This window comes from Psychrobacillus sp. NPDC093200 (assembly GCF_050280345.1).
In the GTDB taxonomy this organism is placed as follows: Bacteria; Bacillota; Bacilli; order Bacillales_A; family Planococcaceae; genus Psychrobacillus; species Psychrobacillus faecigallinarum.
Map to the genome: position 1 here is coordinate 746,037 of NZ_JBNNVC010000001.1, position 20,185 is coordinate 766,221.

The window sequence follows — 20,185 nt, forward strand, 5'->3', positions numbered from 1 at the left end:
GGAATGTGAATAATTTATGGTGAAAAATAAATCAGATGATCAAAAAATAAGCATAGCAATAATGGCATCCTTTATAGTTCTTACTATACAATATTTTCTTCTGATTTATTTTAATCTTATTGGGACTGCAGCGGGCTCAGGAGTACAACTGATATCGAAAGTACTAGTAGGTGTTTTGTTTTTGTATGCCTTACCTGCAGTGCTAAAAAGAATCTTAGGGAAATTTATAGGAGTATATTTTGTAGCTATTCTCATCTTTCTTTTAAATTATTTATTTTTCCCTCAAAATCATTTCTATTTAAAGCAGTTAATATTCCCGTTATTTGGAATGTGCTTGCCGGCGTTTATATATACGATGAGCTTAAGAGATTTTGAGATTTTTAAGAAAGTGATGATCAAGTCAAGCTATATAGTATTCTTTTTTGGAGCATTATTGGGTCTCATAATAGTTTCTGGAAATGCAACTGCCGGTTCCTATAGTATGGCTCTTTCCTATTATATGCTACTGCCAGCAATTCTATTTTTAGATAGTCTGATAGATAAATATTCCAACAAGGCTCTTCTTTTTTCTTTAATATCTATTTTTGTTATTCTAGCCCTTGGTTCAAGGGGGGCGCTATTATGTATTGTTGTATTTATTGCGTTAAAAATGATTCGTTTGATCTTTCAGATTTCCTATTCTAAAGTCTTTTATAACCTTTTAGTAGTGGTCAGTCTAGTTTTCTTAAGCCTCAATTTAGATAAATTATTTAATATGCTATATGAAATATTAAATAAATACGACATTAATAGTAGAAGCATAAAACTATTTTTGAGCGGTGAAGTACATCTAAGCGGTAGAGATTACATATATGAAAATCTAATAAAGGCTGTTATGAACAACCCCTTCCTAGGACTCGGACTAGGGGCGGATCGGCGGATTATTGGTAAAGAGGGAGGATATGCACATAATTTCTTTCTCGAGATGGTTGTTAACTTTGGTGTAATAGCTGGAGGTATAGCAATCCTTATCATCTTGTTTTTATTAGTAAGAAGTCTATTAACAAAAAATCTAAATAACTATTTTTTAATAATCATTTGGATTGGTTTAGGGTTTGTCCATTTAATGATAAGTAGTTCCTATATTACGGATATTAAGTTTTGGATTTTATTAGGTTTACTTATCAAACTAAATTTAGAAAACGGTGAGAGATTAACATGAAAAACAAGAAATTTCTCGTGGATTCCCTATTAAATATTATATCAGCTGCTCTACCATTACTTATCCTACAGCTTGTATCCTATCCTCTAATCGCAAAAGCTTTAGGAGGAGAAGAATACGGGCTAATAATAACACTAATCAGTGTGTTTACGGTTGTGAGTTTTCCATTAGGTAATGTATTGAACAATATACGTTTATTGAAGGATAATGAATACAAGGAAAAAAACGAAGAAGGAGATTTTAATCCTTTACTGGTAGGTTCTTCTTTTGTAAGTATTCTTCTAATTATTGCTATTTCCTTCTACATAGACTCCAGTTTAACCCTTCTGGATTATCTATTATTAAGTCTGATAACTGTTGCATCAATTTGGAAGGAGTATTTAGTAGTAACTTTCCGATTAGTTTTGAATTATAAAGGGATTCTTTTAAATAATATCTATATGAGTGTCGGTTACCTAATAGGTTCCATCATATTTTTATATTTTGAAAGCTGGCAGATTATCTATTTCACCGGACTGCTATTTAGCTTGATCTATATTTTTCGTCACACAAGCTTACATAAGGAAAAGTTTAAATTATCTGCTCTATATAAGGACACTGCTTCAAAAGGTGTATTATTGTATATAGCCAATCTATTGAAAAATGTTCTTTCATATGCTGACAAATTAATCTTACTTCCTTTGCTAGGACCTGTTAGTGTAGCTATTTATTATAGCTCCACTATTCTGGGGAAAATTATTTCGATGATGATTAACCCAGTTAACTCTGTCATTTTAAGCTATTTAGTTAAGGTAGATAATATTAGTTTGAAAAAAGTAATAAAAATGTTTAGCATCTCTTGTGTATTAGGTGCAGTCGGCTATCTTGCAACTGTTTGGATAAGCCCATACTTCTTAGGTTTTTTCTATAACGACTGGGCAAAAGAGTCGCTAGAGTTGGTTTATATTACTACAGCTACTGCTATTATAAGTGTGCTATCTACAGTAGTTCAGCCATTCAATCTTCGTTTTAACAAAATTAGCTGGCAAATTTACATGAGCGGACTTCATTTAGTCGTTTACGTTTCGGCAGCCTATTATTTTTACAAGATAGGTGGATTGAAAGGATTTACATTTGGTGTTCTTGTAGCAGCAGTTTTTAAGCTAATTATGCAGTTAAGTGTTTTTATGCTTAATTATCGAAGAAGCAAAACAGTTAAAAGTTCCAAAGGTGGTTAAGTCCAACCTAAAGGACTTCCAAAATTGGTACTAAATAAATTTACATAAACAAATAAAAAACGGTAGAAGAAAGTAGGACATAGAAGATGAAAAGAAAATTATTAGACAAGATTGAAAACAAACAAATTACAGTAGGTGTAATAGGGCTAGGATATGTTGGACTTCCATTAGCTGTTGAAAAAGCGAAGGCGGGCTTTAAAACAATAGGCTTTGATGTTCAACAAGAAAAAGTGGATATGGTCAATAAAGGACAAAATTATATTGGAGATGTAGTTGAGACAGAATTATCTAGTATAGTTGAATCTGGCTTGCTATCAGCTACCACCGATTTTAGTCATATAAAAGATGTCGATTTCATTGCTATTTGCGTTCCGACTCCTTTAGATGAATATCAACAACCAGACGTAAGCTATCTGGAAAGCTCTTCAAAAGAAATAGCTAAGTATCTTACAAAAGAAACGATGGTTGTTCTTGAGTCAACAACTTACCCTGGAACAACAGAGGAATTAATTAAACCAATTTTAGAAAATGGTTCTGGCTTAGTTTGTGGAACTGATTTTTACTTAGGATTCTCTCCAGAGCGTGTAGACCCAGGTAATTTAGTTTACAAAACAAACAATACACCGAAAGTAGTTGGTGCAATTGGAGAAGAAGCTACAGAGGTTATTGCAGAAATGTATCGTGCAGTTTTAAAAGGAGAAGTAATTACTGTTTCCTCTCCGGCAATTGCAGAAATGGAAAAAATTCTTGAAAATACATATAGAAATGTTAACATTGGGCTTATAAATGAGCTTGCGATGTTAAGTAATAAAATGGGGATTAATCTATGGGAAGTTATTGATGCAGCTAAATCTAAGCCTTATGGTTTCCAAGCGTTTTATCCAGGTCCAGGGTTAGGTGGTCATTGTATCCCTCTTGACCCATACTATTTGTCATGGAAAGCTCGTGAATTTGGTTTCCACACATCAATGATTGAATCTTCGATGATGGTTAATGATCGTATGCCTGAGTATTGTGCAGAAAGAGCAAGTAAAATCTTGAACAGAGATAGAAAACCTATGAATGGATCTAGAATTTTAGTGCTAGGTGTTGCTTATAAGCAAGATATTGAAGATTTTAGAGAAAGTCCGGCTATTCGAGTAATTGAGGAGTTAGAGAAAGAAGGAGCAGACGTAGTTTACTTTGACCCATTTGTTCCTGAATATCGCGAAAATGGTGAAGTGAAAAAAGGTGAACCTGAGTTAACTGCTGAATTACTAGGTAATGCAGATCTAGTAATCATAACAACAGCTCACACAACTGTAGACTATGACTTTGTTCAAAAACATTCTAAAGTGATTTTTGATACGAAGAATGCTATGAAATCTATCACTAATAGAGAAAATGTAGAATTATTATAGTTAATTTTATTTCATAAATAGCAGTTTACCAATCAAACACGAACATCTCTTCTTTGTTGATTGGGCGGCGACTCTGGGGAGATGAGTGAGCCAGATAAGCCATCACAACGCGCGCGGTGATGGCTTATCGATCACTCCGCCGAAAGCGGCCGACAAGAACGTCAATTATATTATAAGAAGAAAAGCATGTATATATCATAGTGCCTTCTTGATTGTTCGTGTTTTTCATAAAAACAGGAATTATGAAAATGATTCAATTTTAAAAGATAACTGTATTTACGATATGGAGGCCTGAACATGAATTTCTATGTACATCCGAGTAGTTACGTAGACGAAGGTGTTATAATCGGTGAGGACACAAAAATTTGGCATTTTAGTCATATTCAAAAAGGCGCAAAAATTGGTGAAAAATGTTCTTTAGGTCAAAACGTCAATATTTCTAACAATGTCCAAATAGGTAATGGAGTGAAGATCCAAAATAATGTTTCCATTTACGAGGGTGTAGAGTTAGAGGATTACGTATTTTGCGGACCATCGATGGTTTTTACAAATGATTTGACTCCTAGAAGTAAGTATCCTAAGGGAGCAGAAGGATACAAAAGAACGTTAGTTAAATACGGTGCTTCGATTGGGGCAAATGCAACTATCGTGTGTGGTAATACGATTGGTCGTTGGGCAATGATTGCTTCAGGAGCTGTAGTAACCAAAGATGTACCTGATTATGCTTTAATGACAGGAATACCTGCCAAACAAAAAGGTTGGGTTTGTGAATGTGGGCATGTACTGAAAAATGAGTTAAAATGCAGCGAATGTGAAAGAGAGTATAATCTTTCTAACGGGGTTCTAACAGAAGGTAAATAAAATATAGTTAAATATTTAGGCGACCAATTTTAAGTGTGTGGAGTGATAAGTTACCCTGCTGAATTTGTCGCCTGTAGTTTTAACTAGCCAGATGACGATGGATATTTTATGATGATAAAATAATCCCTACCAAATTCACTAAAGTAACGACTATTAAGTATAGAAAGCTGGGCTATCATGGAATTTAGAGATTTAAAAACTCAATATCAAACATATAAAGATGAAATTGATACAGCAATTCAGAAAGTGATTAGTAATGCAAACTTTATAGGTGGCAATGAAGTAAAAGAACTAGAACTACAATTATCAAAGTATACAGGAGCCAAACATACTATTACATGTGCTAATGGAACAGAGGCATTATCTCTTGTTTTAATGGCCTGGGGTATTAAAGAGGGAGATGCAGTATTTTTACCTGATTTTACTTTCTTTTCAACAGGTGAAGTAGTTTCATTTGTTGGAGCTACTCCCATTTTTGTTGATGTAGATAGAAACACCTTTAATATTGATACGAAAAAACTAGAACAGGCAATCATTAAAACAATGGAAGAAGGAAAACTATCTCCAAAGGTTATCATTCCTGTAGATCTATTTGGACTTCCAGCTAATTATCCAGAGATCTTAAAAATTGCTCAAAAGTATAATCTTTTAGTTTTGGAAGATGGTGCTCAGGGCTTTGGTGGAAGCATTGATGGAAAAAGAGCTTGCAGCTTTGGTGATGCGGCAACTACTTCCTTCTTTCCAGCTAAACCATTAGGAGGCTATGGAGATGGAGGAGCTATCTTTACTGATGACGACAATTTAGCAGAGTTGTTACAGTCTCTAAAAGTACATGGAAAAGGAAGTAATAAATACGACAATGTAAGAATCGGTGTGAACTCGAGATTAGATACTATCCAAGCTGCCATTCTTCAAGTCAAACTAAAAGCCTTTGATAAGCATGAGGTTACAGATGTCAATCGTGTAGCAAGTCATTACAATGAACGCTTAAAGGATGTCGTTGAAATTCCTTATATTCCTGAAGGCTATGTTTCTAGTTTTGCTCAATACACGATTAAGCTTAAGAATAAGACTGAACGAGATAATCTCCAAAACAAGCTAAAAGAAGAGAATATCCCAAGTATGGTCTATTACGTCAAACCAATGCACAAACAAGAAGCATTTGAAAACTTAGAGTATATAGAAGAAGATTTCATCGTAACAAATGAGCTATGTGATACAGTACTTTCCTTACCGATGCATCCGTATTTGAGTGAAGCGGAAGTCGATCAAGTTTGTAAAGTTATTAAAGAATTTATGAGTTAAAATCATGAGCAGTCGAAGTAATTCGACTGCTTTTCTATACTTGATAAAGATCTAATTGGAAATTATTATTTGCTGATTTAGTTTCATAGTTTCATCAATTTAGATAAAGAAACAAAGAAGAATATTACTGGTTAAAGAAGTTAATGTGCATCTGTCACGCAATCAACCAAGTAATAAAAATTAGTACTTCACTGAACAAGTGTACTATCTATGAAATTAACACAGCTATTTATTTAATTCAAAAAGGTGGATGTGCTTTTATGATAAAGAATAAAGCGATTAATCTATACCGTCAAACTAATATCTATCGTACTTTTATGAAGAAAAACTTAAAATCCTCTGTGAATAAAGGAATTAGTAAGAAAATCAATTTTTCTAGAAAAGGTTTCTTAAGTGAGTCGGCGATAATTTATAATTTTACTAAAAATGATCCGAAAGAGTACTTATCCGATATCCAACGATTAAATACTAGATACTTAAATAGCCCTTATAGTTTTATTTTAGATGAAAAGTTAGTGTTCGAATCCATGTACAAGCAACATATTACTATTCCTAAAAATTTTAGTTTAATTGAAAAAGGAAAGTTTTTATGCTTAGAAAATGAGGAAAAAATTGATTCGGCATTTAAAATTTTAAATTACTTAGACAAACATAATGCCTGTGTTATTAAGCCTATACGCAATGGCGGTGGATATGGGATTTTTGTTTTAAAGAAAATCAAAGAAGAATATTACTTAAATGAAAAACAAGTAGATGAAAAAGAATTAGAAAAAGTAATTTCTAAGTTGCACAATTATGTAGTTAATGAGTTCGTAGGACAAAGTAATTTCAGTAAAGAGTTTTATCCAAAGACTACTAATACTATTAGAATCCTAACTATGATAGACCCAGTCACTAACAAACCTTTTATACCTATAGCTGTTCAAAGAATGGGGAACTTAACATCCATTCCTGCTGATAATTGGACGCAGGGCGGTTTAAGTGCAGAGATTGATCTGAATAGTGGAGAGTTAAGCGAAGGTGTGACGTATCCTAAAAACGGAAAACTAGAATGGTATAGTGAACACCCAGAAACTAAGTCTAAAATTAAGGGAAAGATAGTTCCCCATTGGCATGAAATTAAAGAAAGTATATTAAATGCAGCCTCTCTCTATCCATATATTAAATACGTTGGTTGGGATATTGTAATTACAGATGATGGATTTTCTGTACTTGAGGGAAATAATTTTAGTGACGTAAACTTATTACAGGTCCATCGACCATTACTAAGCGATGAAAGAGTATCAAAATTTTATAAATACCATGGAATCATATAGTAATGATTTCCGCTTTTATTTCTTTCCTCAGGATGAACAGTTAAAATTTTTTAGAAAGAAAATAAAGACGAGGTCACAGAAATCATTAATTCTGTGGCTTTTTTATATTTAAATGGAAAGTAAGTTTATAAAAACTATTAATTGTATCTAGTACAAGAAAGATGACAAAGCTTGGTGGGCCATATTGTATATGGTTGGGAACAGTAGATAGCTTAATGCGGTAAAGAGACATTGACAGTCTGGGGATAAAGTAAGGGCTACACGAAGCCGACCACAAAAATTGTGAAGCATTGTTAGTTGAATTGACGAAGATTCTAAGTGAACAATGACTAAGACAAAATTATATCATAGGAAAATCGTTTATAGAAAAAGAAGCAGTTATTTTGGTAGTCTAATTAGCTGCTTCAATTAGATTAGTTTTTAGAGTTAAACTCAAACCGTTTTATATAATTACAACCCTCACAAGCCATGCCAAGTTGTTTATTAGTTTCTGGATCGATAAAATAATATTCATCATAGCCACAAATTTCACATTCTTTTATGTGTAGAATTTTTCGAGGCCCAATCTCCTTGTCTAACTTAGAACGAAAGTCTGATAACAATCTTTACACCCCTTCATATAATCTCTTTTATTTCCCTTATAATTCGACAAAAATCTTGTGCATTTAATAATATTTTGTGCATATATTCGACGAAATCATGTCTTTTACTTTCAATTTTATCTTACAAGAAAATTAATCAGGAAAAATAGAAGTTTTAAAAATATAGATTTCATATTTTGTGATTCATTTCATAAATAAATTCATAAAATTAACATTTAAATAGATTTTTGTGTTTATGAAGTGGTGAAAATAGGTATAAAAGAAATGGTTCAAAAATATAATGAACATTAAAATTATAATGGGGAGGTACACAGGTGGTCAACAAGAATTTCCCAGAGATAGAAGAGAGGTTGCTAGGGGCTTATGTTGGAGCTAAAAACAGAGGGTATTATTTTAATAAATGGGCGAAGAGTGCTCAATCTTGGAACTGGGCAGCTTTTTTCCTTTCTTTTTTATGGCTAGGCTATCGTAAAATGTATTCCTATATTTTCATGGTGGTTGGTATTTTCCTTTTGTACGACATAATCATTGTTTTTAGTGGATTTGAATTTGGTATGGATAGCACGATAGGTATAACATTATCTGTTATTTGTGGGCTATTAGGCAATTATTTATATCTAATGCATGCAAACAAGGAAATAAAAAGAGTTACTGAACAGAATTCAGCGAGTATGGAAAATATTCATGCAGAGCTCGAAAAGCGTGGGGGAACTAGCTGGCTAGGGGGGCTAGTAGCTTTTGGAATGATAATTATGTATATCATACTAGCAGCATTTATATATGGAGTTTAATAAAATAATACTTTCGTAAAAACCGATGCAGTTACGTTACTGTACATCGGTTTTGTCGTTTTTAATACATAATGATTAATATTGAAATTTATAGTATCAACTATTAGGAGTAAGTGCTAATATAAATGGTAAAAGTATTATTAGGAGGAAAGAGTTTAATGATATTAGACATTCAAAAAATTAAAGAAGTAATCAGACATCGCTATCCATTTCTTTTAGTGGATAGAATTTTGGAATTAGAAGAAGGAAAACGAGCAGTTGGTATAAAAAATATTACTGCTAACGAGAATTTTTTTAACGGACATTTTCCGGATTATCCAGTGATGCCAGGTGTATTAATAGTGGAGGCATTAGCTCAAGTAAGTGCAGTTGTAATGTTAACAAAAGAAGGGAACGAAGGACGATTAGGGCTTTTAGCAGGTATAGATAAATGCCGTTTCAAAAAGCAAGTTAAACCAGGAGACCAACTTAGGCTAGAAATCGAGATTACAAGATTAAAGGGTCCTATAGGGAAGTGCAAAGGTATAGCAACAGTCGATGGAGAACTGGTTTGCGAAGCAGAAATAACATTTGCGTTCGGTGATTAAAAAATACTAGGGAGAACTTATTCAACTAACGGATGTTTAAAATTTGACCATCGTTTCGATGGTCTATTTTTATGTACAGAACATTAAGTTGATCCCAGATATGCATTGTGAGATGTTACACTTAGACTAACGGGCAGATTAGTTCGATAAGAAGATGTAAAATCAATGAATAGTATGTTTCAAAATGAGGTGATAATTTGTTATATCAAGATTTAATGAAGTTAAAAAACATTGACTTAATTGGAAAGACAGAACTACAAGTAAACAGCCTTAGACTCTTTTTTGAAAGGCGCAAAGTAATTGAAACAGAAGAGAAATATGTAATTGGAGATGTGTCGATTGAAGGATATCCTGTAACTACAGATGAAAGTTTACCTATCATTCAAATTCATTTCGAAAACTATATAAGCTACTCTGTAACGAATGAGTCCTTTACTCAATGGGATGAATACGAGGAATTTGAAGGAAAAGCATTTAGAGTTTATAGTAAATCACATTTCCTTGATTTTGTTCAATCCCATACGTTTGCATCAAAAGATTATCCAGGACCCTTTAAACATTATGGAATGATCTGTATTGACCATATTGTGAACATTGCTTCTACTTCCATACCTATCATTACCGAAGTAGAAAAATAGGTCATTTCATGTATTCTTACTCAACTAACGGCGCAGTTTAGTTCAATAAGAGGAAAAGTTAAAAATATTAATAGGAGTAAATTAATGCGTACAATAAATGATCTTAGAGAAATATGTAAAAGATTCAAAAATGGAGAATTTGATTTGCAAGAATTACAAGGAAGGTTAAACACTGTTGTAATGCCAGAGCCTGATCTACCTCAATTATCTAAGCTGTTATCAAGTCTAGAAAATGATATAGAAGAGATATTTTTACATCATTAGAAGGCGGTCAGCGTAAAAATGGCTTACAAGTTATTAGTGTTTTTTTACACAGACTTAATGATATAGCAAGAAATTTTTGACTATTCTAACGGGTGCTTTACTTCAAGAAGGAGTAAAGCCTTTTTTTCTAATTGAACTAAAGCGGCAGTTTAGTTTAATAAACACAAATGAAATTTTAATTGGAAATTAACGACTTATTATGAAAAGGGGGGAAAGCGTATTAGAATAAAATACTTTTTCTTTTTATTATTAGCTATTGCTTTCTTATCGGGTTGCACCAACGATTCAACAGCGAAAGAAACCACTGAAGAGCTCATAATCGGTGAACCTCTTCCACTGCAATGGATAAATTATGATGGTGAGAAGTATGTTTTTAACAGGATTATTCCAAAAGATGAAGTGGATATGAGTCAAATAGTCTCAACAAACACTTTAACAGCATTAGGAGATGGTGCTGAATCTGGTAATGAAATTTTTCTTTATAAGAAAGACGGTAGTTTATTCATAATAGATAACACAGGACCTACTGAACAATGGGCGAACTTCACTAAAAATGATTAAAAGTAGCTATTTTTCTTGTTGAACTAACGGGTGCTTTAGTAAAAAGGAAATCAAATTAAAATGAGCTTGGAGAAAATATCCCAGCTCATTTTTTGTGTCTTAAATCAACCTTTGCCTTTAACGTAGCTATATTAATTTAACTGAAGATGTCCTCTTTTATTTCTGAGATTATATACAGTTTTCACCTGAATAAAGAATTTTAGTTGTTTTGAGCAAGGCGGCGAATCCTAGGGGACAAGCGCGTAGGAGATACTACAGGCTCGCTCCGTGTCCCCAGAAAAGCGTTCACTGTAGCGGAGAACACAGCCTCTTGAATTTCTAAGAAAGGTTTTGCCCTAGCCTTTCAACTTCATAAAATGTTCATACAAGGATTCTAAGCGTCTCTTAAAATAGCTAATCAGTGAGGTGCAAAGAACCCCGGGCATCTATATTCGTCCTTCTAACACCAAACAATAATTTTATACGGCGTGGTTTGGGCAGGAATGCTTCGGGTGGTGGGGCCATAGATTACAATTAGATTTCGGTTTGCTGGACTTTTTGTAAAAGCTTGCCCGTTTGTCAAAATTATGGGGGTATACGGTGAAATATTTAAGCTCAATTGACCATCGCTACTAACAAACTGGCTGTTAAAGAAGTCAACTTTTACAAATTGATTTGGATTATTTTTTACTATAACAAGTGCCTGATATTGTGGTGGAAAGATTAAAGGAACGGGTGCATTTCCATCATAGTATCCAGTAACCCAATCTCCAACCCCTACCATTTCTTGGTCTACAAAATAAGTAGAGGGTGATACTACAAAATTTACTAAAGCCCCGTTACCGTTGTCTACTGACATTAACGTATAACAACCATCTTCTCCATTTAACCCTGTTGCAAAATCACTTATCATAGTAACAATCCCATGAAAAGATTGGAAACTCACCATACTTTATCCCTCCAACGCTATTTAAGCATTTCCTTATACATGTTATGCATTTCTAAGACTTTGTGTTATCCGTCCTCAGTTATGGAAAGCGTTTTCTAAAAGTATTAAGAAAATTCTTGATTTTATATCAATCTAGTTTTATAATTCAAATTGAAAGCGGTTTCACCTTCTAATAATCGCTCTTTTTCATCAAGTTTAGAAACCGGTTTCCGAAGTATGGTAAATAAGTTTAGTTTTTATGAGGAAAACAATATGGGAGGTGAATGATACAAAAATAATAACTTTCATTATTTTTGTTGAAGAATTACAACCTGTAAGAAAACATTAGTCAAAAAAATAGGGGGAATCAAATTGAAAGGTTTGAAAAAATTAAGTGCAATAGGCTTGTCAACAGTTCTTGCATTTTCATTGGCAGCTTGTAGTGGAACCGAAAAGGAATCGTCTAATAGAGAAAAAGGCGGAGACAAACAAGAACAAGTTACATTAAATTTTTGGACTTTTGGTGCTACTGGTTATGAAGACTTGGCGAAAGCATATGAAGAAGAAAACCCTAATGTGAAAATAAAAGTAAGAGCTGCTGAAACAGCAGAGCATCATGATGCATTATTTACGGCATTATCGGCTGGAAGCGGAGCTCCAGATATTACGATGTTAGAGATTGATCAATTAGACCGTTTTAAAGTAGCACAAGACCAATTTGAAAACCTCTATGATCTTGGTGCAAAAGATATTAAAGATCAATACCTGGATTGGAAATGGAACACAGGGGAGAATAATGCTGGGGATTTCTTAATCGGCTTACCAACAGATATTGGTCCTAAAGCTTTATACTATCGTACAGATGTATTTGAAGCAGCTGGTTTACCAACTGAACCTGAAGAAGTAACTAATTTAATCAGTACTCCAAAAGCTTTTGAAGAAGCGGGTATAAAGGTGAAGGAAAAGACAGGAAAACCATTCGTAGATAGTATAGAAATGGCATTCAGAGCTTACTTAGACGCAGCTCAAGAAACCTTCCTTAATCCTGAGGGTGAATTACTACTAGAGCAAGATGAAAATGCTGTTAAAGCAGCATATGATTACGCTGTACATTTAAATGAGCTTGGAATTGTTGGGAAATTTGAAATGTGGTCACCGGAGTGGGCAAATGCTGTGAATAAAGGTGAATTTGCAGCTGAATTAGGAGCTGGTTGGTTAAAAGGTTGGATGGAAGGTAATGCACCGGAAGCTGTTGGCAAATGGAGAGTAGCTACTTTACCAACTGAATTTGCTGCAAACTGGGGCGGTTCTTTTATCTCCATTCCAAAGGAAACTAAAAATGCTGATGAAGCTTATAAATTCGCAGAATGGTTAATCTCTCCAGACAATCAATTGAAATCATTCCAAACAAAAGGATTATTCCCATCTGCACCAGCTGTTTATGATATGGATGCCTTCAAAAACAATGAAGATGAATTCTTTGGAGGACAATCGACAGCACCAGTATTTGCAAAAGCTGCCCAAGACATTAATGGAGCAGTTTATAAAGGAGAGAAATACTTCCCACTTTATCAGGAAGTGTTGAATGCCTTGAAGAATGTTCAATCTAAAGAAGCAGATCCAGAAAAAGAATGGACATCGGCAGTTAAACGTGCAAAAGATTTATTAAATCGCTAGATAAAAAGATTACTAGATATGAAGGTGGATGAGGGGTTAATGAGCTCCAATTCCACCTTTGATAGGGATGAGGTGAGTACATGAATACTGTAAGTAATAAGGAAAAGGTAAGAAAAAAAAGGTACATGTCTGAACAGAAAAAAGATATGGCTTCAGGCTATTTATATATAGCCCCTTTCTTTATTATTTTTGCTATTATTGGGTTATATCCAGCATTATTTAGTATTTATTTAGGGTTTCAAAAATGGAACGGATTAAGTCCTATGACATTTGTTGGCTTAGCTAATTTTAAAATAGTCTTAACCGATCCTCTTTTTTGGAAATCAGTTTACAATACAATCGTCATGGGAATCATGGGTACCGCCCCACAATTGCTGTTCGGAATCATTTTTGCCTATTTGTTGAATCTTGCATTTCTTAAGTTTAAGAACTTCTTTAGAGTAACGATTTTTATGCCGTATATTACTTCCATGGTAGCTGTAGCTCTTATTTTCAGTGTGTTGTTTAGTGATCATGAATCTTCTTTAGCCAATTATGTGTTAAGTTTGGCGGGTCTAGATCCTGTGAACTGGAGCAGCTCTGAATGGGGAACGAAAATTGCCATATCGATTATGGTATTTTGGAGATGGGTAGGGTATAACACCATTATTTATCTTGCTGGTATTCAAAGTATTCCAAATGATTTGTATGAAGCTGCAACGATTGACGGAGCAAATAAATTTCAGCAGCTTATGTACATTACCATACCGATGCTTAAGCCATTTATCATCTTAACTGTATTCACATCGACTGTAGGGGCTTTGCAGTTATTTTCTGAACCAACTATCTTTTTAGGAACTAGTGCTTTCACAAGAGACGAAGGCATGACTATTGTGATGTATTTATATCGGGATGCCTTTAAATTACAATCTTTTGGAACAGCGTCAGCTACAGCTATTATATTATTAGTATTGATAACTGTTTTTGCTGCCATAAATACTTTCTTAACCTCAGGTATTGGCAGGAAGAAAAGAGGTGGAAACTATTGAATAAATCGGAGAAGGGAAAAAAACCGTCCATTAGCAGAATCCTTGCTTATGTACTATTATCCATTGCATCGCTACTTTCGTTGTTTCCGTTTTATTGGATGTTTGTAATGGCAACAAGCCCTAGTTCTGCTTACAATTCCATTCCACCAACGGTTACACCAGGGAGCTTGTTAATAGAAAATTTTAATAAGGTCTTGGATAAAATCGATTTCTTTCAAGCGATGTGGAACTCATTTATTGTTTGTTCCATTGTCACCATTGTGGTTTTATTTATTAGTTCATTAGCTGGGTTTGCCTTTGCGAAGTTTAAGTTTCGAGGTAAAAATGTACTTTTTACAGCTATCCTCTTAACGATGATTATACCGCCGCAATTAGGGTTAATCCCACAATATTTCCTGATTTCTAAGGCAGGATTACTTGATACATTACCAGGTGTGATGGTATTGTTCTTCCTTAATCCTCTAGGAATATTCCTGATGAGACAATATATTAGTCAATCTGTACCGGATGAGTTAATTGAAGCAGCAAAATTAGATGGGTGTTCCAATTTTAAAATTTATCGTAGTATTGTGCTTCCAATTATACTTCCGGCATTTGCAACTTTAGGGATAATTGTCTTCTCAGCTGCATGGGGCGAGTTTTTATGGCAATTTACCGTTTTAAGAGATCCAGAGATGTATACGATTCAAGTTGCTTTAGCCCAGTTAAGTAATACACAATATGCAGATTTTGGCATGATCTTATCAGGTGTTTTTTGGGCAACTGTACCACTTTTGATTATTTTCCTATTGTTTAACCGCTTATTTATATCAAGTATTACTGAAGGATCTGTGAAATAAAGTAACGTGAAATAGAAGGGATTAGAGATGAATTTAACAATTAAAGATATAGCGCAAATGGCAGGTGTTTCCCAAGGTACTGTTTCAAAAGTCATCAACAACTATGAAGGCATTAGTGAGAAAACAAAGAAACAAGTAATGGATGTCATTAACCAAAAGGGTTATGAACCCAACTTTTCTGCAAGATCACTGGCAACAAAAAAGTCAAACCTAATCGGACTGATCTATGCTGGGAAGATTAATGTTGAAATGACACATCCTTATTTTAATGAAGTTATATCAGCTTTCAAAAAGAATATTGGTCTACTAGGTTATGATATTATCATGTTTTCAAATGAACGCTTTCAAACGGGGCATGGCAGCTATTTAGCAAGATGTCGACATTTTCATGTCGATGGCTGTATAGTGATTGCGGGTGAGGAAGTGGAAGAGGCTATCTATGATGTGGCAAAGGAAGGAATTCCGTGTATTGGGATTGATATTGAGTTAAAAGGTCCAAAATCTAGTTACATCATGACAGATAACGTGGATTTATCGAGAAAAGTGATCGAATTTTTTTATTTACATTCTGTAAGAAAGATTGGTTATATAGGCGGCAAATGGGATTCAGCTATTTCTCGTTATCGGAAACAAGGTTTCTATGAAGCCATGCAACAATTTGGTCTTGAAATACGCGGAGAATGGATTCAGTATGGTGACTTTCATGAAGAAAGCGGATATGAAGCGATGAAGAAAATACTTCGATGCAAAGAGTATCCTGAAGCTGTTTTTGCCACATCTGACTTGATGGCGTTGGGTGCTCTGAGAGCGATAAAGGAAGAGGGACTTAGTGTTCCACAAGATATTCAAATTGTCGGGTGTGATGACATTGTAGCTTGCCGCTATAGCGAGCCAAAACTTACGACAGTAAAGCAGGATAAAGAAAAATTCGGGAAATTATCAGCTTATATGTTGAATGATTTGATAAATGGAGAAACACAATTAAAGCCAGTATTGATTGACTCAGAATTAATCATTAGGGAGTCGTGTGGAACGAAAAGGGTTGATAGGAGGTAATTGTGTGAATTACTACGCTGTTTTTGATGTTGGAGGTTCTTCTATTAAATATGCCCTTATGGATGAGGTAGGATTATTTATTGAAAAGTCCTCTGCTCCTACACCTGAGACTAGTCTTGAACTGTTTGTAGATACGGTAGAATCCATCGTGAAGAATTTTCAAAAAAGGTATGCATTAAAAGGTATCGCTATAAGTTTGCCTGGTGCAGTGAATGTAGAAACAGGACATATTGGTGGAGTCACAGCACTTCCGTATATCCATGGACCGAGTATAAAGGAACTTGTTCAGGAACGGACACATATACGTGTTGAAATTGAAAATGATGCTAATTGCGCTGGGTTAGCAGAAGGATGGATCGGTGCTGCAAAGGATGTCCAGGATTATATTTGTATTGTGATTGGCACTGGTATCGGAGGCGCGTTAGTTCTTGATAAAAAAATCCGGCATGGTAAGAATCGATTTGCTGGAGAATTTGGTTATATGATCATGGAGGATTATTTCGAAGAGCCAATGGGGAAAACATGGAGCACTTTAGCTGCAATCGGTGGATTGATCAACCAAGTGGCAAAACGAGAAGGAATGGATCCGAATTCACTTACCGGCAAAAACGTGTATGAAATGGCCGAAGATGGCAATAAAGAAATACGAGATGAGATAGATAAATTTGTGAAGCGATTAGCAGTAGGGATTTATAATTTACAGTATGTAATTGATCCGGAGAAAATCTTGATAGGTGGAGCCATCAGTACTCGAGAAGGTTTCATTGATCAGATTAATGAAACCTTAAATCAAATGAAACACAATAAGGATAGCTTAACCATCCAAGTAGAAAGATGTCAGTTTGGTAACGATTCTAATTTAATCGGTGCTTTGTATCACTTCTTACAGAGACAATCGATGAATGTGAAAAGATAGGAGGATGAAAACAGTGATACATCAAACGCTTAAACCGTTTCCAAAGGATTTCTTATGGGGAGCAGCCTCTGCAGCCTATCAAGTGGAGGGTGCTTGGGATGAGGATGGAAAAGGTGCTTCAAACTGGGATAAGTTTGTTCGTATACCCGGTAAGACCTTTAAAGGGACAACCGGTGATGTTGCAGTAGACCACTACCATCGTTATAAGGAAGATGTTCGTTTGATGGCGGAAATGGGTATGAAAACCTATCGTTTCTCTGTTGCTTGGACACGTATTTTCCCCAATGGTAGAGGAGAAATCAATCAAAAAGGCTTGGAATTTTATGATCACTTAATCAATGAATTAAAGGTAAATAAGATTGAGCCGATTTTGACATTGTATCACTGGGATTTACCACAGGCACTTCAGGATGAATATGGAGGCTGGGAGTCTAGGAGCATTATAGAGGACTTCACGAATTATAGTGTTGAACTATTTAAACACTTTGGTGACCGTGTGAAATATTGGGTTAGCTTAAATGAACAAAATATTTTCACGAACCATGGCTACCATTTGGCGACACATCCACCAGGTATTAAAGATGAGAAGTTATTTTATCAAGTCAATCACCATGCGAATCTTGCGAATGCTAGTGTGATTAAGGAATTCCATAAATATATTCCCGATGGAAAAATTGGCCCAAGCTTTGCCTACTCACCTTCCTATGCCGCATCTTCTAGTCCAAAAGATATTATGGCAGCTGAAAATGCCGAAGAGCTCAATAGTCATTGGTGGATGGATACGTATGTATGGGGCAAGTATCCAGAAGTAGCATGGAATTACTTAGAGGAAAAAGGACTAGCTCCTTTAATTGAAAAAGGCGATTTTGATTTATTAAAAGAAGGTAAGCCAGACTTTATTGGTTTAAATTATTATCAGACAACAACTTTTGAAGAGAATCCCTTAGAAGGCGGTATTGGTTCATCGGAAATGAATACAACCGGTAAAAAAGGAACATCCAAGGATTCTGGAATACCAGGACTGTATAAAACAATTGCCAATCCAAACTTGGAAAGAACGAATTGGGATTGGAATATCGATCCTCAAGGGTTAAGAATTGCTCTACGTAGAATGACTAATCGTTACGGACTCCCTATTTTGATAAGTGAAAATGGGTTGGGGGAATATGACAAGTTAGATGCGGATGGAGTAGTTCAAGATGATTATCGGATTGAATATCTGCGTTCCCATATAATCGCCATTCAGGAGGCAATTTCCGACGGAGTAGATGTAATGGGTTATTGTGTCTGGTCCTTCACTGATTTGTTAAGTTGGCTAAACGGCTTCCAAAAACGCTATGGGTTAGTTTATGTAAATCAGCATGAAGAGGGTGTACATGATCTCCGTCGCATAAAGAAGAACAGCTATTATTGGTACAAAAAAGTCATCGAATCGAATGGCACCTCCTTGTAGTTGATGAAAATAGTAAGTAAAGTTACACAAATAATTTAACGACTTCTAAGATCTGAGTTCGGTATTCTACTGGATTTAGGTCTTTTAATTTTGCCTTCATTCGTTTGTGGTTTTAATACTTGATATATTCATCTAGTTTTCCTTGGGATTAATAAGATTACTTTCAAGAGAATCGCTTTAAAAAAACAAAAAATGATGTCGAAAAATTGGGAAATTAGTCTTGACTAAAGAAATATTCTAAACTAGTATTAATACAATAATCAGAAAATACTTTTATTTCCGAATATTATATTAAATAAATTAAATAGGAGGATTAAATGAAACACAAAGTAGTAGAAGAAAACGTTTTGCTTAAAGAGGCACTCGACCTTAAGGATAATTTAATACAATGGCGTAGACATCTTCATGTTAATCCGGAACTATCATTTGAAGAATATGAAACTTCAAAGTTTGTTTTGGAAAATTTAAAAGAACTTGGTTTAGAAATTCAAGCACCAGTGGCGAAAACTGGAATAGTTGCTCTTCTACAAGGTACTCATCCAGGTCCGACTGTTGCTTTAAGAGCAGATATGGATGCACTTCCTATACAAGATGAAAAAAATGTTTCATACGCCTCGTCTGTTCCTGGGGTTGCACATTTATGTGGACATGACGCTCATACAGCCATTTTGTTGGGAGCAGCCAAATTACTAAGTAAACATAGACCGATAAAAGGGAATATCAAATTTATATTTCAGCCAGCAGAGGAAGGTTTAGCAGGGGCCCTACATATGGTTCAGGAAGGGGTGCTTAACAATCCTGATGTAGATGTTATTGCCGGTTTGCATGTACATCCTACAGCAAACACAGGATATATAACTGTTGCGAAAGATGTCGCAATGGCATGTGCGGATTCCTTTGACATAGAAGTGATTGGAGAGGGGGGGCATGCGGCTCATCCACATATGTCGATCGACTCGATAACGGTAGCAGCCGAAGTTATCTCTTCGTTACAGCAAATTGTGAGCCGATCAATAGACCCTCTAAAACCAGCTGTTTTGACAATAGGTAAAATAGAAGGTGGCTTTAAAAGAAATGTTATTGCACCGTCCGTCCGATTGGAAGGCACAGTTAGAGTCTTAGATCCTTCGTTAAGAGAGGTCATTTCTCAAAGAATGGAAAGATATATTAAAGGTGTCTGTGAAGGGATGGGGGCTAGTTATAAATTTGATTATCAATTTGGCTATCCTTCCGTTAAAAATGACAATACATTGATCCCATTATTAGATTCAGTTGCTGAGAAAATATTGGGTGCCAGTACGCTTTCAATTGTGAATCCGAGCATGGGGGGAGAGGATTTTGCTTACTATGCTGAGAAAGTGCCAGGTATTTTCTTTAGATTGGGTACTTACAATGAAACAAAAGATTGTATCTATCCAAATCACCATCCAAAATTTGATATTGATGAAGATGCACTGCCGTATGGCTCTGCTTTATTGGCCCAATTCGCTCTTGATTACATAGAGAATAATTCAACCGAACAATAAGTATTTGATTCATGAAAAATATATAGATAAAGGGGTATGA

19 protein-coding genes and 1 pseudogene are annotated in these 20,185 nt (G+C 34.9%); 18 read left to right on the forward strand and 2 right to left on the reverse strand.

Features of this window, described 5'->3' with window-relative positions:
• Positions 1-16 precede the first annotated feature (16 nt).
• The 11 genes from ACQKNZ_RS03745 (at position 17) to ACQKNZ_RS03795 (ending at position 10,743) form a co-directional block, all read left to right on the forward strand.
• Entirely contained in the window at positions 17-1,201 is a 1,185-nt protein-coding gene (locus ACQKNZ_RS03745) for an O-antigen ligase family protein (RefSeq protein WP_427658214.1), read from the forward strand.
• Positions 1,198-2,418 carry a lipopolysaccharide biosynthesis protein gene (locus ACQKNZ_RS03750; protein WP_154311396.1) on the forward strand — a complete coding sequence of 407 codons (1,221 nt, stop codon included), beginning with the start codon at positions 1,198-1,200 and terminating at the stop codon, positions 2,416-2,418. The genes ACQKNZ_RS03745 and ACQKNZ_RS03750 overlap by 4 nt, the downstream gene beginning before the upstream one ends.
• Positions 2,419-2,504: 86 nt before the next feature.
• Complete coding sequence (locus ACQKNZ_RS03755) at positions 2,505-3,818, forward strand: nucleotide sugar dehydrogenase (RefSeq protein WP_144540351.1); 1,314 nt, start codon at positions 2,505-2,507, stop codon at positions 3,816-3,818.
• Positions 3,819-4,115: 297 nt separating this feature from the next.
• Positions 4,116-4,679 (forward strand): acyltransferase, encoded by a 564-nt coding sequence (locus ACQKNZ_RS03760; RefSeq protein WP_340862681.1) that lies wholly within the window; start codon positions 4,116-4,118, stop codon positions 4,677-4,679.
• A gap of 177 nt (positions 4,680-4,856) precedes the next feature.
• Complete coding sequence (locus ACQKNZ_RS03765; RefSeq protein ID WP_144540347.1) at positions 4,857-5,984, forward strand: DegT/DnrJ/EryC1/StrS family aminotransferase; 1,128 nt, start codon at positions 4,857-4,859, stop codon at positions 5,982-5,984.
• Between the two features lie 260 nt (positions 5,985-6,244).
• On the forward strand, positions 6,245-7,300 hold the full coding sequence (locus tag ACQKNZ_RS03770) for a sugar-transfer associated ATP-grasp domain-containing protein (RefSeq protein WP_195761947.1): 1,056 nt from the start codon (positions 6,245-6,247) through the stop codon (positions 7,298-7,300).
• Between the two features lie 916 nt (positions 7,301-8,216).
• Positions 8,217-8,693 (forward strand): DUF2628 domain-containing protein, encoded by a 477-nt coding sequence (locus ACQKNZ_RS03775; RefSeq protein WP_427658218.1) that lies wholly within the window; start codon positions 8,217-8,219, stop codon positions 8,691-8,693.
• A gap of 161 nt (positions 8,694-8,854) precedes the next feature.
• Positions 8,855-9,280: a 3-hydroxyacyl-ACP dehydratase FabZ gene (fabZ, locus tag ACQKNZ_RS03780; RefSeq protein WP_151113754.1), complete on the forward strand. Its 426-nt coding sequence runs from the start codon at positions 8,855-8,857 to the stop codon at positions 9,278-9,280.
• Between the two features lie 197 nt (positions 9,281-9,477).
• On the forward strand, positions 9,478-9,918 hold the full coding sequence (locus tag ACQKNZ_RS03785) for a hypothetical protein (RefSeq protein ID WP_340862688.1): 441 nt from the start codon (positions 9,478-9,480) through the stop codon (positions 9,916-9,918).
• An 84-nt stretch (positions 9,919-10,002) separates the two neighbouring features.
• Entirely contained in the window at positions 10,003-10,182 is a 180-nt protein-coding gene (locus ACQKNZ_RS03790; RefSeq protein ID WP_427658220.1) for a hypothetical protein, read from the forward strand.
• A gap of 405 nt (positions 10,183-10,587) precedes the next feature.
• Complete coding sequence (locus ACQKNZ_RS03795; RefSeq protein WP_154311391.1) at positions 10,588-10,743, forward strand: hypothetical protein; 156 nt, start codon at positions 10,588-10,590, stop codon at positions 10,741-10,743.
• Between the two features lie 439 nt (positions 10,744-11,182).
• On the opposite strand, the gene ACQKNZ_RS03800 is transcribed toward ACQKNZ_RS03795, so the two are convergent.
• Positions 11,183-11,671 (reverse strand): hypothetical protein, encoded by a 489-nt coding sequence (locus ACQKNZ_RS03800; RefSeq protein WP_144537252.1) that lies wholly within the window; start codon positions 11,669-11,671, stop codon positions 11,183-11,185.
• A 351-nt stretch (positions 11,672-12,022) separates the two neighbouring features.
• On the opposite strand from ACQKNZ_RS03800, the gene ACQKNZ_RS03805 reads away from it, so the two are divergent.
• The 6 genes from ACQKNZ_RS03805 to ACQKNZ_RS03830 all read left to right on the forward strand — a co-directional run bounded on the left by ACQKNZ_RS03805 (position 12,023) and on the right by ACQKNZ_RS03830 (position 18,619).
• A complete protein-coding gene (locus tag ACQKNZ_RS03805; protein WP_427658223.1) occupies positions 12,023-13,327 on the forward strand; it encodes an ABC transporter substrate-binding protein in 1,305 nt (434 codons plus the stop codon).
• An 80-nt stretch (positions 13,328-13,407) separates the two neighbouring features.
• Positions 13,408-14,355, forward strand: a complete 948-nt coding sequence (locus tag ACQKNZ_RS03810; protein WP_144537256.1) for a carbohydrate ABC transporter permease — start codon at positions 13,408-13,410, stop codon at positions 14,353-14,355.
• A gap of 107 nt (positions 14,356-14,462) precedes the next feature.
• On the forward strand, positions 14,463-15,194 hold the full coding sequence (locus ACQKNZ_RS03815) for a carbohydrate ABC transporter permease (RefSeq protein WP_427658910.1): 732 nt from the start codon (positions 14,463-14,465) through the stop codon (positions 15,192-15,194).
• Positions 15,195-15,221: 27 nt separating this feature from the next.
• Positions 15,222-16,250, forward strand: coding sequence for a LacI family DNA-binding transcriptional regulator (locus ACQKNZ_RS03820; protein WP_427658225.1), 1,029 nt, complete (start codon positions 15,222-15,224; stop codon positions 16,248-16,250).
• Between the two features lie 4 nt (positions 16,251-16,254).
• Positions 16,255-17,166: an ROK family protein gene (locus ACQKNZ_RS03825; RefSeq protein ID WP_427658227.1), complete on the forward strand. Its 912-nt coding sequence runs from the start codon at positions 16,255-16,257 to the stop codon at positions 17,164-17,166.
• Positions 17,167-17,179: 13 nt separating this feature from the next.
• Positions 17,180-18,619, forward strand: a complete 1,440-nt coding sequence (locus ACQKNZ_RS03830) for a glycoside hydrolase family 1 protein (protein ID WP_154311388.1) — start codon at positions 17,180-17,182, stop codon at positions 18,617-18,619.
• Positions 18,620-18,641: 22 nt separating this feature from the next.
• On the opposite strand, the pseudogene ACQKNZ_RS03835 reads toward ACQKNZ_RS03830, so the two are convergent.
• Positions 18,642-18,725: pseudogene (locus ACQKNZ_RS03835) on the reverse strand (hypothetical protein); the annotation flags it as partial.
• Positions 18,726-18,936: 211 nt separating this feature from the next.
• Here ACQKNZ_RS03835 and ACQKNZ_RS03840 point away from each other — a divergent pair.
• Positions 18,937-20,145 carry a M20 metallopeptidase family protein gene (locus ACQKNZ_RS03840; protein ID WP_427658229.1) on the forward strand — a complete coding sequence of 403 codons (1,209 nt, stop codon included), beginning with the start codon at positions 18,937-18,939 and terminating at the stop codon, positions 20,143-20,145.
• The last annotated feature ends 40 nt before the right edge of the window (positions 20,146-20,185 follow it).

What these genes read in the sequence shown, in the direction of transcription:
- ACQKNZ_RS03795 (WP_154311391.1), top strand. Translation starts at nt 10,588, where the DNA reads ATGAGTCAAATAGTCTCAACAAACACTTTAACAGCATTAGGAGATGGT.
- ACQKNZ_RS03800 (WP_144537252.1), bottom strand. Translation starts at nt 11,671, where the DNA reads ATGGTGAGTTTCCAATCTTTTCATGGGATTGTTACTATGATAAGTGAT.
- ACQKNZ_RS03840 (WP_427658229.1), top strand. Translation starts at nt 18,937, where the DNA reads ATGAAACACAAAGTAGTAGAAGAAAACGTTTTGCTTAAAGAGGCACTC.
- ACQKNZ_RS03765 (WP_144540347.1), top strand. Translation starts at nt 4,857, where the DNA reads ATGGAATTTAGAGATTTAAAAACTCAATATCAAACATATAAAGATGAA.
- ACQKNZ_RS03755 (WP_144540351.1), top strand. Translation starts at nt 2,505, where the DNA reads ATGAAAAGAAAATTATTAGACAAGATTGAAAACAAACAAATTACAGTA.
- ACQKNZ_RS03745 (WP_427658214.1), top strand. Translation starts at nt 17, where the DNA reads ATGGTGAAAAATAAATCAGATGATCAAAAAATAAGCATAGCAATAATG.
- ACQKNZ_RS03810 (WP_144537256.1), top strand. Translation starts at nt 13,408, where the DNA reads ATGAATACTGTAAGTAATAAGGAAAAGGTAAGAAAAAAAAGGTACATG.
- ACQKNZ_RS03760 (WP_340862681.1), top strand. Translation starts at nt 4,116, where the DNA reads ATGAATTTCTATGTACATCCGAGTAGTTACGTAGACGAAGGTGTTATA.
- ACQKNZ_RS03790 (WP_427658220.1), top strand. Translation starts at nt 10,003, where the DNA reads ATGCGTACAATAAATGATCTTAGAGAAATATGTAAAAGATTCAAAAAT.
- ACQKNZ_RS03815 (WP_427658910.1), top strand. Translation starts at nt 14,463, where the DNA reads ATGGCAACAAGCCCTAGTTCTGCTTACAATTCCATTCCACCAACGGTT.
- ACQKNZ_RS03820 (WP_427658225.1), top strand. Translation starts at nt 15,222, where the DNA reads ATGAATTTAACAATTAAAGATATAGCGCAAATGGCAGGTGTTTCCCAA.
- ACQKNZ_RS03770 (WP_195761947.1), top strand. Translation starts at nt 6,245, where the DNA reads ATGATAAAGAATAAAGCGATTAATCTATACCGTCAAACTAATATCTAT.
- ACQKNZ_RS03750 (WP_154311396.1), top strand. Translation starts at nt 1,198, where the DNA reads ATGAAAAACAAGAAATTTCTCGTGGATTCCCTATTAAATATTATATCA.